14 protein-coding genes are annotated in these 15238 nt (G+C 60.4%); 11 read left to right on the top strand and 3 right to left on the bottom strand.

The features are described from left to right. Positions 1-74 precede the first annotated feature (74 nt). The 10 genes from glmM to QP978_RS02190 all read left to right on the top strand — a co-directional run bounded on the left by glmM (position 75) and on the right by QP978_RS02190 (position 9749). Positions 75-1418, top strand: a complete 1344-nt coding sequence (gene glmM, locus QP978_RS02235) for a phosphoglucosamine mutase (protein ID WP_016422094.1) — start codon at positions 75-77, stop codon at positions 1416-1418. A 16-nt stretch (positions 1419-1434) separates the two neighbouring features. After that, the gene (idi, locus tag QP978_RS02230; RefSeq protein ID WP_016422095.1) at positions 1435-2091 is read left to right on the top strand and encodes an isopentenyl-diphosphate Delta-isomerase; all 657 of its coding nucleotides are present in this window, start codon (positions 1435-1437) and stop codon (positions 2089-2091) included. A 4-nt stretch (positions 2092-2095) separates the two neighbouring features. Next, entirely contained in the window at positions 2096-3121 is a 1026-nt protein-coding gene (mvk, locus tag QP978_RS02225) for a mevalonate kinase (protein ID WP_284856797.1), read from the top strand. Continuing rightward, positions 3118-4095: a diphosphomevalonate decarboxylase gene (gene mvaD, locus QP978_RS02220; RefSeq protein ID WP_048731502.1), complete on the top strand. Its 978-nt coding sequence runs from the start codon at positions 3118-3120 to the stop codon at positions 4093-4095. The genes mvk and mvaD overlap by 4 nt, the downstream gene beginning before the upstream one ends. A gap of 12 nt (positions 4096-4107) precedes the next feature. Next, positions 4108-5193: a phosphomevalonate kinase gene (locus QP978_RS02215; protein ID WP_070438132.1), complete on the top strand. Its 1086-nt coding sequence runs from the start codon at positions 4108-4110 to the stop codon at positions 5191-5193. A 93-nt stretch (positions 5194-5286) separates the two neighbouring features. Further along, entirely contained in the window at positions 5287-6342 is a 1056-nt protein-coding gene (locus tag QP978_RS02210; RefSeq protein WP_284856796.1) for a hydroxymethylglutaryl-coenzyme A reductase family protein, read from the top strand. Between the two features lie 210 nt (positions 6343-6552). Next, positions 6553-7743, top strand: a complete 1191-nt coding sequence (locus QP978_RS02205; RefSeq protein WP_069359409.1) for a hydroxymethylglutaryl-CoA synthase — start codon at positions 6553-6555, stop codon at positions 7741-7743. A 100-nt stretch (positions 7744-7843) separates the two neighbouring features. After that, entirely contained in the window at positions 7844-8179 is a 336-nt protein-coding gene (locus QP978_RS02200; RefSeq protein ID WP_016422101.1) for a hypothetical protein, read from the top strand. A gap of 32 nt (positions 8180-8211) precedes the next feature. Next, the gene (locus QP978_RS02195; RefSeq protein WP_255456338.1) at positions 8212-9468 is read left to right on the top strand and encodes a hypothetical protein; all 1257 of its coding nucleotides are present in this window, start codon (positions 8212-8214) and stop codon (positions 9466-9468) included. Further along, on the top strand, positions 9468-9749 hold the full coding sequence (locus QP978_RS02190) for a hypothetical protein (protein ID WP_070560828.1): 282 nt from the start codon (positions 9468-9470) through the stop codon (positions 9747-9749). Before QP978_RS02195 ends, QP978_RS02190 begins: the two co-directional genes overlap by 1 nt. Before the next feature lie 15 nt (positions 9750-9764). Here the strand turns inward: QP978_RS02190 and QP978_RS02185 are convergent, their stop codons facing one another. Next, complete coding sequence (locus tag QP978_RS02185) at positions 9765-10643, bottom strand: dienelactone hydrolase family protein (RefSeq protein ID WP_502870670.1); 879 nt, start codon at positions 10641-10643, stop codon at positions 9765-9767. A gap of 84 nt (positions 10644-10727) precedes the next feature. On the opposite strand from QP978_RS02185, the gene glmS reads away from it, so the two are divergent. Beyond that, entirely contained in the window at positions 10728-12602 is a 1875-nt protein-coding gene (gene glmS / locus QP978_RS02180) for a glutamine--fructose-6-phosphate transaminase (isomerizing) (RefSeq protein WP_284856794.1), read from the top strand. On the opposite strand, the gene QP978_RS02175 is transcribed toward glmS, so the two are convergent. Both QP978_RS02175 and QP978_RS02170 read right to left on the bottom strand, forming a co-directional pair. Next, positions 12585-13937: an HNH endonuclease signature motif containing protein gene (locus tag QP978_RS02175; RefSeq protein WP_284856793.1), complete on the bottom strand. Its 1353-nt coding sequence runs from the start codon at positions 13935-13937 to the stop codon at positions 12585-12587. The two genes, glmS and QP978_RS02175, sit on opposite strands and share 18 nt — an antisense overlap. A gap of 219 nt (positions 13938-14156) precedes the next feature. Then, complete coding sequence (locus tag QP978_RS02170; protein ID WP_284856792.1) at positions 14157-15233, bottom strand: esterase/lipase family protein; 1077 nt, start codon at positions 15231-15233, stop codon at positions 14157-14159. Positions 15234-15238 lie beyond the last annotated feature (5 nt).

Genomic DNA, 15238 nt, shown 5'->3' with positions numbered 1-15238 from the left:
GTAATACAGCATTGACAATGCAATAGTCCGCGATACCAAAACTCATAAAACCCCCAAGGAGTGGTCTAGCAACAATGGCACGTCTTTTCGGAACTGATGGCGTCCGCGGTTTGGCGAATAAGACTCTGACCGCACCGCTGGCAATGCGGCTGGGTGCTGCTGCGGCCACTGTGCTGACTAGCGGCACGAATCCGTCGGGGCGTCGTCCCCTGGCCATTGTTGGCCGCGATCCGCGTGTCTCCGGTGAGATGCTCGCCGCAGCGCTGTCTGCCGGCATGGCTTCCCAGGGCGTCGACGTTTTGCGTGTCGGCGTGCTGCCCACTCCGGCTGTCGCTTTCCTCACCGACGACTACGGTGCCGACATGGGTGTGATGATTTCGGCTTCTCACAACCCCATGCCGGACAACGGCATCAAGTTCTTCGCCGCGGGCGGCACCAAGCTTGACGACGCGGTGGAGAAGGAAATCGAACACGCTCTCCACAACCTGCCGGAGACCGGCCCCACGGGCACCGGAGTGGGGCGTGTCATCGAGGAGGCCCCAGACGGGCTCGACCGCTACCTGTTCCACCTCTCCCGTGCGGTCAGCACCAAGCTCGACGGCATTCGCGTCGTAGTGGATTGTGCAAATGGTGCTGCTTCGCAGGCCGCCCCCATGGCGTACGCGGCCGCCGGTGCCGACGTCGTCGCTATTCATGACAAGCCGAACTCCTACAACATCAACGACAACTGCGGTTCCACCCACATTGAGGTTTTGCGCGCGGCAGTGCTGGAGCACGGCGCGGATCTGGGTCTGGCTCACGATGGCGATGCCGACCGCTGCCTGGCTGTGGACTCGCAGGGCAACATCGTCGATGGTGACCAAATCATGGCCATCCTGGCCGTCGCCATGAAGGAAGAGGGGCTACTGCACCACAACACGCTGGTGGCCACTGTGATGAGTAACCTCGGCCTCAAGCTGGCGATGGAGGAAAACGATATCGCCCTGCGTACCACCAAGGTCGGCGACCGCTACGTGCTGGCAGATTTGAACGCCGGCGGTTACTCGCTCGGCGGTGAGCAGTCGGGGCATGTGGTCATTCCGGATCACGCCACCACTGGTGACGGCACCCTCACCGGTCTGTACCTCATGGCGCGGATGGCACGCACCGGTAAGTCTCTGGCTGAGCTGGCCTCCGTAATGAAGGTGCTGCCGCAGACTCTTATCAACGTGCCGGTGTCCAACAAGGCCGCAATTCTGGAGTCTGATGAGGTCAAGGCCGCCATCGATGCAGCCGAGGAGAAGCTGGGTTCCACCGGTCGCGTGCTGTTGCGCCCGTCCGGCACCGAGGAGCTCTTCCGCGTCATGGTGGAGGCCGCCGATGCGGAATCGGCCCGCAAGATTGCCGGGGAGTTAGCTGCGGTTGTGGCCGCAGTCTAGAGTCAGGAGTGTGGAAATGAATGACGCGCCAGAGGACATTAAAGCCCGCTTTGCCCCGGGTGAAGCCGACATCCAGGTAGAGGTGGTCGATCGTGACGGTCGGGTTCTCGGTACCGTCGGCAAGCTTGAAGCACACGTTCCGCCGGGAATTTTGCACCGTGCTTTTTCTCTTTTCCTCTTCGATGAGCAGGGACGCATGCTGCTGCAGCGCCGTGCGGAGTCGAAGTATCACTCACCACTGCTACTGACGAATGCGACCTGCTCGCACCCACTGCCGGGGGAGCCGGTGGCCGATGCCGTTGAGCGTCGTGCGAAGGAAGAGCTCGGTGCGGATGTCTCCCAGTTGGAGGAAATCGGCATTGTTATCTACCAGGTCATCGATGATCGTTCGGGATTGGCAGAGCACGAGTACAACCACGTGTACGCCGGCATCGTCGATCCGAAGTCGGTGGATATCAACCCCGATGAGGTCGATGAAGTGGTGTACGTGACCCCGCAGGAGCTCGCAGAACGTCGCGCGAACGAACCGATGACGGAGTGGTTTAACCACGTCTGGGGTGTTGGGGCGGAGAAGTTCTCCAAGTACGGTTTCGACATTGCGGGTGTGCCGGGTATCCATGGCCCAGCGGAGGCGCAGGCTGCCGCGCAGTCGGTTTCGGAAAAGGATGTGTAGCTTCGTGACCAGCGTAGAAAACGCCAGCGTCGACGACTTTGGCCTCGACAAGTCCGAGGAATTGGAGACCGGGGAGTTCTATGCCCTGGCCAATGAACAGGGTGCCGCATTCGGTGAAGGCCATGCCAAGTTGATTTTGTTGGGTGAGCACTCTGTCGTCTACGGCAAGCCGGCTATCGCACTGCCGGTGACGTCGCTGCGCACGATGGCGTGGATTGACCGCGTGGAGGATTCTCCCGTCCTGTTTTCCATGGACGGCGAGGTCATCGACATCGACGAGCTGCCGGAGCGCTTTGCCTCCATCGCCGCTGCACTCCGCGCTGGCCTGCGCACCTTCGGTATTCCCGAACGCGACCTGCTGGTTCGTCTCCGCTCCGGTATCCCACCCGCTGCAGGGCTGGGTGGTTCTGCCGCAGTGGCACATGCGCTTATCGACGCAGTGCGTGACCTCGCCGATGGCACTCTGACCGAGCGTCAGCGCTTTGACCTGGTGCAGGAAGCTGAGCGTCTGGCGCACGGTAACCCCTCTGGCCTGGATGCCACGGTTGCCCGCGCATCGCGTCCGGTTTACTTCAAGCAGGGTGAGTTCCATCCGCTGAAGGTGGCCAAGAAGATGTGGCTAGTGCTGGGGGATACCGGTGTGCGTGGTTCGACGTCGCTGGCCGTTGCCCGCGTGCGTGGTTTCGTCGATTCCCACCGAGTCCACGGCCAAGAGTTGCTGGACCACTTGGGGCAGCTGGCCGATGGCGCGGTGCACAACCTGGCCAAGGGCGATTTTGCCCGTCTGGGACATCGCATGGACTCGGCGCAGGAAGCGCTAGAGGAACTAGGTGTTGGGCATGAGTCCATCACCGATCTCGTCACTGCCGCCCGACTGGCAGGTGCCCACGGGGCAAAGCTCACTGGTGCCGGTTGCGGTGGCTGTGTGATGGCGCTGGCAGAGTCCGCCGATCACGCGGAACTGATTAGCCATGCCATGATGGGCGCCAATGCCGTTGCTACTTGGACTGTGGAGGTAAATCCCTCGTGACCACGACCGCTACCGCCGTCGCTCATCCCAACATCGCCCTGATTAAATACTGGGGCAAGCGCGATGAGGCCGTGCAGCTACCGGCCACAGGTTCGCTGTCCCTTACTCTGGGCATCGCTCCGACGACGACCACGGTGTCGCTTATCGACGATCCCAGCGTCACCGCCGACTCGGGCACTCTGAACGGCCAGGAGATGGTGGGCAAGGACCTCTCCCGTGTCCAGAAGTTTTTGGATTTGGTCCGCGAGCGTGCGGGCAGCACTAGCTTCGCAGAGGTGACCAGCACCAACGAGATTCCGACGGGTGCGGGTCTGGCTTCGTCCGCGTCGGGTTTTGGCGCTCTCGCGCTGGCCGCGGCGAAGGCCTACGGCCTGGACTACACCCCGGAACAGCTCTCGGCTCTGGCCCGTCGCGGTTCGGGCTCGGCCTGTCGCTCTATTTTCGGCGGCCTCGTTGAGTGGCTGCCCGGCGATGACGATGCTTCCAGCCACGCAGTGGCTCTGCCGGATTCCGGCCTGGACCTCTCCCTGGTCGTGGCGGTTTTGGCCCCGGGGCGCAAGAAGATTGACAGCCGTGCCGCCATGCGTCGCACGGTCGAGACATCACCGTTCTTCCCGGCCTGGGTGGAGCAGGTGCCCCGCGATATCGAGGACATGAAGGCCGCCATCGCCGCTGCGGACTTCACGGCGGTCGGCGAGCTTGCCGAGGCCAACGCCATGCGCATGCACGCCACTATGCTGGGGGCTCTTCCTCCGGTGCGGTACTGGAATCCGGATTCGGTGGCGGCTCTCGATCTCGTCGCTACGCTGCGTGACGAGGGCACCGAGTGCTACGCCACCATGGATGCCGGGCCGAACGTGAAGGTGCTGTGCCGCAGCGGCGATGCCGAGACCATCGCGGATCGTTTCCGCGCAGAGTTCGAGGATATTGACGTGCTGGTTTCCGGCTCCGGCCCCGGCGCTTACCTGGTGTAGCTGGGGGAGTAGTTGAGCAACGCTAAAGGCGGACCTATCGAAGGCGAGTCCATCGGCCGTGGCTGCGGCAAGCTGTACCTCACTGGTGAGTATGCGGTGATGGATGTCGAGGGGCTGGCCGTCATCGCAGGAGTCGACCGCTATGTGACAGTTCGGTGCCGCGATGCCGAACCATCGCAGCCGGTCTCTCGCGTGTACTCCAGCTATTACGGCCCGCAGGGGCGCGTCATTGATATCGATGCACCAGATGACATCGCTACCCATACGATTTCCCTGGTCTATCGCATTGCTGCGGGCGAGTTGGAAAACACCCCAGAGCGCCCCATAAATATCGTCATTGAATCAGACCTCGATGACGCCGACAGTGGTGCGAAGTATGGCCTGGGATCCTCCGGGGCTGTCGCTGTGGCTGTAACTCGTGCGCTGGGGACGCACCTGGGTCTGGAGCTGGATTCACTGGACGTGTACAAGATTGCGATGGTGGCCACGCTTCTGGCTGGTGCAGCTGGTTCCGGCGGCGATATCGCGTGCTCCGCGCACGGCGGGGTGGTGCTCTATCGCCGGCCGAATCCGACGGCGCTCGCAGAGCTCGTGGCGGCTGATCCTGTCGCTGCCGTGGCGGCACCGTGGCCGAATCTTCGCATTGACGCCCGCACCGACCTCGGTGGGCTACAACTGTTGGTCGGCTGGACGGGCAGTCCGGTGAAGACGGACTCGCAGTTGAAGAAGGCCGGTGGCGCAGACCGTGATTTTGTGCGCGGGGTCTCGTCGATAAGCGAAAGACTCTGGCAGGCGCTTGCCGACGGCGACCACACGGCGGCGTTTGCCTGCCTGCGTGAGAATCGGACGCTGCTGCAGGACTATGAGCGTGAGCGTGCTGTATGCATCGAGACGGAGAAACTGAAAGCGCTCGCCGACATCGCCGATGGCGCGGGGGCCGCGGGCAAGAGCAGCGGCTCCGGTGGTGGTGACTGCGGAATCGCGCTGGTGGGAGTCTCAAAAGATGCCGATGCCGAGGAGACTGCCGCGGACATCACCGCGCGCTGGCAAACCGCTGGCATCCAGCCGTTGCCGCTGAAGCTGGCCGCTCAACTTTGACCACAGTTTTTTGACCGTAGAATTTAAGACAGCTGAAATTTACAGAAGCTGGGAACCGAAGCTGCATGCAGCTAGAAAGGGTCGCTTAGGACAATGGCTGAAAAGAGCTCGCACGACCTGGAAAATGCACACGTACCGCTGAGCTGGATTGGTCCGGTGCGCATTAGTGGCAACGTCATGAATGACGAGGTGAAGATTCCGCTGGCGACTTACGAGACCCCGCTGTGGCCGTCGTGTGGTCGCGGTGCGAAGGTCTCCCGCATGATCGAAGGTGGCATTACCTGCACTTTCGTCGGTGAGAAGATGACCCGATCGGTGATTTTCACTCTCGACTCGGCAGCTGATGCCGTCATTGCGCGCGACAACATCCTGTCTCGTTATGACGAGCTGAAGAAGGTCGTGGAGTCCTCCTCGCGTTTTGCCAAGCTGGTAGATATTCACTTCCAGATCGCATCGCGTCTTCTCTTTGTCCGCTTTGACTTCTTCTCCGGTGACGCCTCGGGCCACAACATGGCCACGCTGGCGTCTGAGCGTTTGATGTCCTACCTGATGGAACAGATGCCAGAGTTGGGCTATGGCTCGATCTCGGGCAACTACTGCACCGATAAGAAGACCTCCGCAGTCAATGGCATTCTGGGCCGCGGTAAGTACGTGATCGCCGAGGCCGTCATTCCGGAGCCGGTTGTCCGCGAGCGTCTGCGCACAACTGCCAAGCGCCTGGCTGAGCTCAACGAACGCAAGAACCTCGTCGGCTCCATCATGGCCGGTTCGCTGCGCAGCGGTAATGCGCACTACGCCAATATGCTGCTGGGCTTTTACCTCGCTACCGGTCAGGACGCTGCGAATATCGTCGAAGGCTCGCAGGGGCTGACGCAGGTAGAGGCGCTTGACGACGGCTCCGTGCGCTTTAGCTGCACCCTGCCACATTTGATCGTCGGTTCCGTGGGCAACGGCAAGGGCTTGGGCTTCGTGGAGAAGAATCTCACAGCGCTGGGCTGCAAGGAGGACCGTGAGCCGGGCGAGAATGCCCGTCGTCTAGCAGCGTGCTGCGCGGCAATCGTCTGGTGTGGTGAGCTTTCCCTGCTCGCGGCACAGACGAACCCGGGTGAGCTGATGGAGGCGCACGTTTCTATCGAGCGTGCGAAGTAGTGGTTTGTGAATAGTCGTTTGCGACAATTCGCAAAACCTAAGACAAATCTCAGGTAAACGCGCTAGATTTCTGTAGTAGGCAATTAACATTTTGTGGGCAAAATATCCCGTGGTCTGATGACTGCTCTGATGGCCGTTCTGATGACATAGGGATGTTTCGTTGCCCGTTATTTCTTAAAAATCTGTAGAGGTAGTGAAGGCACGGTTTTGATGACAACAAGCAATGTGACCCCGATCGGTATTGATGACATCGCCTTTGCGACGGGTTCGTACTGCATTGACCTCGCCGATATTGCGCCCCGACTCGGAGCGGAACCGGCAAAGTACCACAAGGGCCTGGGGCAGGAACGCTCCAGCGTGGTTGCCTCTGATGAAGATCCGGTGACGATGGCCGCGACCGCGGTGAAGAAGATCGTCGACCGCCACGGTATCGACGGCGTGCGCACCATCATGTTCGCCACTGAGACCGGTATTGACCAGTCGAAGGCCGCTGCTGTCTATGTGCATGAGTTGGTCGGTCTTGACCCGCATGCGCGCTCTGTCGAGCTGAAGCAGGCCTGCTACTCCGGTACCGCGGCGCTGCAGTTCGCGTGCGCTCTGGTGGCCCGCAATCCGGAGGAGAAGGTCATCGTTGTCGCCTCCGACATTGCCCGCTATGACCTGGACTCCGCTGCGGAGCCGACCCAGGGCGCAGGTGCTGTAGCCATGCTGGTGACCGCTAATCCGCGCATCCTGGCTATCGATGCCGCTTCGGGCGTCTTCACCCGCGAAGTTATGGACTTCTGGCGTCCGAACCACCGCAGCCAGGCGTTGGTGGAGGGAAAGCTCTCTATTAGCGCTTACATCGACGCTGTTCAGGGCGCTTACGAGGACTACCGTGCCCGCGGCGGCGTGGACTTCAGCGAGATTGACTACTTCAGCTACCACCAGCCGTTTACCAAGATGGCCTACAAGGCGCACCGGCAGCTTTCGGCCAATAACGGTGTGGAGCTCACCGCGGAGGACGAGGCCCGCCAGCTCGGCCCAACCACTGAGTACAACCGCATCATCGGTAACTCCTACACAGCATCGGCCTACTTCGGCCTGCTCTCGCTGCTGGACACCGAGAAGGACCTGGCTGGTAAGAAGGTCGCTGTTGTCTCCTACGGTTCCGGCTCGGTTGCTGAGTTCCTCACCGGCAATGTGGTCGAGGGCTACGAGTCCCAGCTGCGCGCCGCAGATAATGCGCGTGAACTGGATGAACGCGTGAAGCTCGATGATCCGACCTACTACCGCCACGCTCAGGTGACGCATGAAGATCCGGGTGAGTACTCCAACCTGGGAGACGACGCCCTGATTGGCACCGGCCCATTCAGCTTCACCGGTGTTGAGGGGTGTAAGCGCATCTACCGCGCTCGTTAGCCCCCGGGGGCACCCGCGCTAGTACCTCAACGGAACCGAATCCCCTTTTTTCGCGCCTAACAGTAATAAGAACTGTTTTTCGCGGGGAAGGGGATTTTTCGTGTCCGCACGTTTTACTGGAGGCAGTGGCGGAGGCTTGCTGCACTTTTCGGAAGATGCAGTGACAGCGGCTGCCCGAGAGATCGAGCAGCGCGGCCGTGAAGGCCATGAGCGGTGGGGAAGCGCTCCTGATATTTCCGCAGCAGACTGTGGCCAGGGTTTTGCCGCCCAGGGGCGTCGTCTGCAGCAGGCGGCAGCGAGGCTGCGTGAGCACGGGCAATCGATGTACGCGGGACTTGGCAATCATGCTCCGGCAGTGCGGGAACAGTGGCGTGTCTTTGCAGGCTGTGACAGCGACGGGAGCGCCGACCTCGGTGGAATTGAGGTAGTGGACTGATGCCATGGGTTGCTCGAATTCTTCCGATATTGATGCGTGTTATTGGCCGTGGAAGCCGTATTGGAGCCAAGCGCGGGGTTGGCGGCATCGGCAAGAATCTGCCCAAAGTCTTGGATAAGGTGCGACGCGCTGACGGCTGGAAGGGCAGCGCCCTATCCAAGTTCTCTAACTCCGTGGGGTTGATAGCCTCCGCGATAACTATTGCTATGGCTTTCGATTGGGGCGATTTGAAAGGCGATGCCGCCGACGCCGCCAAGGAACGCTGTGATAAAGCCGCGCAGGACTGTGCGAATCAGGATGAGCAGTCCGCCAATGGTGCGCAGAGCGTCGGCGAGTGCGGCAAGAAAGTCGACGAGGTCCTTGAGGATTGCGAAAAGCAGGCCGAAGATATGGCCGAGCAAACCGACGGCGTCCTCTCTCAGTGCGAAGCGCTTGTCGACGATCCGGAGGTCGGCGCCGAAGCAGCACAAGTGGCCCAGCAGGTGTGTAACAGTCTCGTCGACTCCACTGGTCAGCTCTACGATGCTCGCAATGCCTGCATCGAGCAGTGTCTTGAGCAGGCAGCGTGTGACACTGAGGCCGCGGTGGTCTCCACCCCGCCGCAGCCTCCTACTGTCCCTGCCAATTCGGGTGCTACCTCGGCGGCCTGTGCAGAGGTAGCTGAGTCTGTGAGTGGCGAAGGAGCTACTGTAACCGGTGGCAACGGTGCTATCGCTGGTGGAATTGGGGTCGTTGCCAACGTTGATATTGGGATAGAGGCAGGCGTTGCTGCTGGGATATCCCTTGGAGGTGCCATTGGCGCTGCCGGGGCGGCCAGTATCGCTGGAATTGCGGGGGCTGTGGGTGTTGCGGGCAGTGTCGCGTCCTCACTGCTCAACTTGGACATGTGCACGGAGACGGAAGAGTCAGTGTGCGAACAGGCGCCTGCGCCAGCGCCAGCACCAGCTCCTGCGCCGGAGGACTGTGTGCCGGAACCCGAACCAGAACCCAAGCCCGAACCAGAACCCAAGCCCGAACCTGAACCCGAGCCCGAACCAGAAGATGCGCCTGAACCGCCTCCTCCAGCTGAGAAACTAAAGCACTTGGGAATCGAGCTGCCACAGGAACCGCAAGGAGAACAGCGAGCGGAACCGCAGCCAGAACCACAAGCAGAGCCGCAGCCAGCGCCAGCCCAGGATTCGGCAGCATCAGTGCAGGAATCTGCTTCAGCTGTGCCCGAGCCCCCTGAGCAGCCCAACGCCCAGGAGCTTGTGGGCGCGGTCAATTCGCCAACGGCAGGTGAGTGGTAATGGGGAGTAAGCATGCCGCGAAATATGACCGGATTGGGCAGGCCTATTACGACGCTGCTGCAATGACCAGGCAGGAGTTCGAAACGGCGATACAGAGGGCACAGAAAGAATTGCAGGGTTTGGAAGAGCGTCGTAAAGCACGCGAAATTAAGGAGAGAGAGGTGGCGAAGGGCGTCGAGAAGCAGCAAAAAACCGCCCGACCGAAGGGAACCGTTACGCGATTGTTCGGGCGGGCGGGGAAAGGGACGCCGACGGTGAAGTCGATTCGGGGCGTGTCCTGAAGCGTGGCCTAGTGATTACTTGCCGGGAATCAGCGAGTGCTCCGGGTTTTCCGGCAGCTCGTTGATGAGCCACTCCATGTCGCGGTTAGTTGTGCCCTTGATAGTGGCGGTCGGGTCCGCGAAATCCGAGTACTTCTTGTCGTCACCGACCGTGGCCAGCAGGAAGCCTGTGAGCGCGGCGCGCGCAACCTCCTGGTACTTCACCTTGGAAGAAGAGAAGCCCGCTAGGCGACGGAGAAGAGTTGTCTCCGAGAAGCTGCTCTGGTCAGCGTTGTCTACTTCGCGGTAAACGACATCGCCCTTCCACTGAACAGCCAGGCGAGCCGGGTTGCCACGATCGAGCCACTGATCCTCGCCAGGGGCCAGGACGAGGCCCGGAGCCGAGACATTGGTGGCAGCGGCGGTGGAGGAAGGCGCGGTAGTCGCGGGGTAGACGCAGCCAACGCCGGAGATGATGTCGTGACCAGCGGCGGCGAGGACGGCTACGCCAGCGCCCATGCCGTGGCCGGCGACACCGAGTTTCTTCGGGTGGACGACGACCTTGCCCTCACCGAGGCGGACACCAGCGAGAATCTGGAGCGCTGTCTCCAAATCGTTGGCGAGACCACGGTGGTCTGCCACAATGCCATTTTCGGTGTCCGGAGCAGCGACCGCGATGCCCCACGAAGCTAGGTGACGCAGCGTGGCGTGGTACTCCTCAATCGGTGTGCGCCAATCGTGTGCGAAGGCGATACCGGGGATGCCATTGCCCTCGGCAGGTGTGTAGACCTTTCCCGGCAGGCCAGTAAAAGCTAGGTCACCGACCATGACGCGGTGCGGTCCACGCTTGGAAAGATTAGATGTCAGAGTCTTCAAGTTGTCAGCCACAGTGAATAGCTTAACTATAAGGTGCATACCTTTGCTGAAAAAGTGCCAGGATGAGCGAGAATGTCTATTTCGTTATGACGATTTTCCGCTTCGCGGGTTATTCTGTAGGGCATGTGTGGAATCGTTGGATATGTGGGCCATCAGCCCGCCCTGGATATTGCTGTCGATGCGCTACGACGCATGGAATACCGTGGCTATGACTCCGCGGGTGTTGCCATTGTCGACAATCAGGGGCATATCACTGTAGAGAAGAAGGCCGGTAAACTCGCCAACCTCGAGGCTGCCCTTGACGCGGATGGGCGCGCCAAAATCACTGGAACCACCGGAATTGGGCACACCCGCTGGGCTACCCACGGTCGCCCAATTGATGAGAATGCCCACCCACACCAGTCCTATGACGGCAAGGTGGCTATCGTCCACAACGGCATTATCGAGAACTTTGCTCCGCTACGTCAGGAGCTGGAGGATGCCGGCATTGAGCTGAAGTCCGAAACCGACTCCGAGGTCGCCGCGCACATGCTCGCACGTGCCCTGGACGGTTCCGACGGCGGATCTACCGCTGGTGATTTCGAGGCCTCTGCGCTGTCCGTGCTCAACCGCCTCGAGGGTGCTTTCACGCTGTTGTTTACTCATGCAGACCACCCGGATCGCATCATCGCTGCTCGTCGCTCCACTCCGCTGATTGTCGGAGTGGGCGAAAACGAAATGTTCCTCGGCTCTGACGTTGCGGCTTTCATCGCGCACACCCGCGAGGCCGTGGAGCTGGGGCAGGACAACGTCGTCATCATCACCGCAGATGATTACCGCATCCTGGATTTCGCCGGCAACGAGCAGCAGGGTCGACCATTCACCATCGACTGGGATCTCGCCGCAGCCGAAAAGGGTGGCTATGACTCCTTCATGATGAAGGAAATCCACGAGCAGGCTGCCGCCGTCCGCGATACGTTGGCCGGTCACCTCGTTGATGGCCGCATCGTTCTCGACGAGTCCCGCCTGAGCGACCAAGATCTGCGTGACATCGAGAAGGTCTTCGTAGTCGCCTGTGGTACCGCATACCACTCCGGTTTGTTGGCCAAGTACGCCATTGAGCACTGGGTTCGTATCCCGGTCGAGATTGAGGTCGCGTCCGAGTTCCGCTACCGCGATCCGGTGCTGGACCGCCAAACGCTGGTGGTCGCTATTTCGCAGTCGGGTGAGACTGCGGACACCCTCGAGGCCGTGCGGCACGCAAAGAGCCAGGGCGCCCGCGTGCTGGCAGTCTGTAACACCAACGGTGCACAGATTCCGCGTGAGTCTGACGCCGTGCTCTACACGCACGCCGGCCCGGAGATTGGTGTTGCTGCAACCAAGTCGTTCCTGGCGCAGGTAGCCGCAAATTACCTGGTCGGATTGGCTCTTGCCCAGGCACGCGGCACTAAGTACCCGGATGAGGTCACTCGCGAGTTTGAAGAGCTGGAGACCATCCCGGCACTGATTGACAAGGTCGTTGCTAAGGGCGATGAGTTCATCGACATGGCCAAGGAAATCGGTGCTATTCCGACGATGCTCTTCCTTGGCCGTCACGTTGGCTTCCCAGTCGCACTTGAGGGTGCGCTGAAGCTCAAGGAGCTTGCCTACATTCACGCAGAGGGGTTCCCGGCAGGCGAGCTCAAGCATGGCCCAATTGCACTCATCGAGGATGATCTTCCGGTCGTCGTTGTAGTGCCATCGCCGAAGGGACGCGCCGTGCTGCACTCCAAGATTGTCTCCAACATCCAGGAGATTCGTGCCCGTGGCGCCAAGACCATTGTGATTGCCGAAGAAGGGGATCAGTCGGTGGTTCCTTTTGCGAACTACCTGATTGAGATCCCGGAGACGTCCACGCTGCTCCAGCCGCTGTTGTCTACGATTCCAATGCAGTTCCTGGCAGCTGAGATTGCTCGCCAGTGCGGTAACGAGGACATCGATAAGCCGCGCAACCTGGCTAAGTCAGTCACCGTCGAGTAGTTCGTCCTGCTTTCGTCGGTACTGCTCAATCTCCGCATCGAGTTCTTCATCCGTGAGGGACTCGATGCGTTTTGCTTCTTCCTCGGATAGGTCCCAGACCTCATCGGATACATGGCAAAATGACAACATCCAATCGAGGTTGCGTTTCTGAATCGTCTTCATCTTCCGTGTCACACGCTGATGAAAAGTTTGCTTGCCGACGTTCTTTAGCGGCCCAACCGGAACGCTAGTCGCGGTGTCTCCATCACGGGAAGTCCACACTTCTGTTCCATCAGGGAACCGATCGATGTCCCAGCCCCCGTGCGTTTTTAGGTTGTGGTGTCGGCGGCAGAGACAGTGCAGATTCTCCGTGTCAGTAGGCCCGCCCTGCTTGGGATTGTCGTGGTTGTACGGCTGAATATGGTCCAGGTCGCACTTGGCTGCCGGGACGTCGCAGCCGGGGAAGCGGCAGGTACCGTCACGCCCACGGACGCGAGCCACCTGGCTCTCGGTGGGGCGGTAACCATCCACCTTGCTATCGGCGGAGATACGGATGTGAGTTGCGCGAGCAATCCATTCTTCGGTGGCTACCTCGCTCAACCAGCCGATGCCATCAATCCATGCTGGCCCACCGCCGACCTCGCGGTAGACATTGATGACAATCTCGGCATTGGTCGAATTCTGTGCCAGCTGTAGTAGCGCTTCCGCCTGCGTGCACTGTTCACCGCGATTGATTGCGGTGTTGCGAATCCCCTGGATTCTTGCCATGAGCTCGGTCGCGCGGTCGTTTTCAAGGATTGCTGTGACCTTTTTGTGCTTGCCATCGCCCGTGTCGGCGAGTGCGACCGCTTCGCCTTCTGGCACCCGTTGGGTGCCGTCGTTGCGGGCGCAGTCGTTGTACTCAGAAACCAAGTCGCCGATTAGACGAGACAGCGTGTAGACACCAACCATTGCTTGTCGAGGTCGCGTCGGAGTGAGCATTTCCAAAAGATGGGGCTCTACCGTGTCGAACTGATCTGGTGACAGCCCGGCAACGCCATTGGCGATGGCGCGGAGATGGGCTAACGAGAAACAGAAGGTGGATTCGATGAGAGCCCGGACCTTTGGTAGGCGTTCGAACATCAGCGCAATTTCGCACAGCGTAGAGCACTTGCCTCGGCTAAGGCCAGTTCGAATGCTTATGCGGGCAAGATGGTGATTGACATCGACCTCGTCACCGGGAGCGCAGATATCGATGAGTTGAAGGTCTGCGGCGTTGATGGCACGGGCCGCGATGCTAATGGGATCGTCGGATTGCTGGTTGGCCCATGAGGGCTTTTGACCTGGTGCTGGAAGTTCTGTGGGCGGCGATGACATTGGTTATCCCCCTGATTACTACGTGTCCGCCGGAGAATTGAAGATTGTGTTCTGTGGTGGAGAGAAGCGTGGTGGAGGCTGTTTCAACCAGTCCCGCCGACTTCTGTGCACCAGACAAAGAACTTTCGCTTACAAATTTTCCCTACAGCCCAAATCGTACACCTGTTTGAAGCAGTGTCAATAGAATTCTGGAAATACGTTCTAAAATTCTGTGCTGAATTAGATCCGGCCCCTCCGCCCGGACCCCCTCCGTCCGAGCCTCCTCCGTCCGAGGCCCCTCGGCAGGGCGCCGTACAAAGGCAGGACTCGCTGTCGCGGATGATGCGGAACATCACCAGCTTCAGCGCCATCCAGTTCCTCCAAGAACTCGTGAATGCGTTCGAGAGTATTGGGGGAGTAGAGCAGTGCGAGGTGATCAGACCAGTCGCCACCGCCAGTGGCATTGTTGACGTTCGTAATGTGGTGACCCTCTTGTTCGGGCAAAAAGGCGCCGGTCCACGGGCGAACCACGGTGTCAAAAGGGGTGCCGATATTCAGGTAGTGCGGGCCGCGTCGGGTAATGCCACGTGCTGCGCGGTTCAGAGTCGCAATGTAGTCAGAGTCCAGCAGCTGTTGAATGCAGGCACGGCCGACAAGGCGGTCGACGAGTTTGTGCATCGGTAGGCCGCATCGCTCAAGGGCACTGAGCCTTCGGCGCATGCCCCACGCAGTAGTGCCGCGATGGTTTCCCGCAAGAGAGATGACTGCCCGCACGGGGCTGTTGTCGGAGGCGTACTGCTCGGCTGCTTCTTCGTTGAGGCCACGGTTCAGAGCTTCGTCGTAAAGCGAATCGATGCTCGCGTTGGCGTAGCTGCGGCAGTGTAGACCGCCCTGGGAATGGCCGATGAGGTCGATGCGGGGTAGGGAGAGGTGGGCACGGAAGCGGTCGAGAAGGTCGGTGACTTCAGCGAGCGCATCGCTCAAATCGGTGGTGGCTTTGACGCTACGGAGACGGCTGACCAGCGCGGCGGGGTCGGAGCCGTAATCGAGTGAGAATACGGGGCGATTCCGGGCGAGGAACGGCCCCAACATGGCGAAGGAGTTGAACGAGTTCATCCAGGTGCCGTGAACCAGGACAATTGGTGTGCGACCGTTGTATCTGTCCAGTTCAGGAGTGACTTTGCCGTCGAGGATTTCGCGAACGTCCTGCACGCCGTGGGGGATCCATTCGGGATGATGCAACGAGCGCAGGTATGCCTGCGGAAAGGCGCGCAGTAGAGGGCCGAAAACTCGCGTGCTCGGGGAGTAGTCATCCATAGGGG

Source organism: Corynebacterium sp. MSK035, from assembly GCF_030232615.1.
GTDB lineage: Bacteria > Actinomycetota > Actinomycetes > Mycobacteriales > Mycobacteriaceae > Corynebacterium > Corynebacterium jeikeium_D.
The sequence above is the reverse complement of the archived record's forward strand: the minus strand, read 5'-3'. Positions and strand labels throughout refer to the sequence as shown.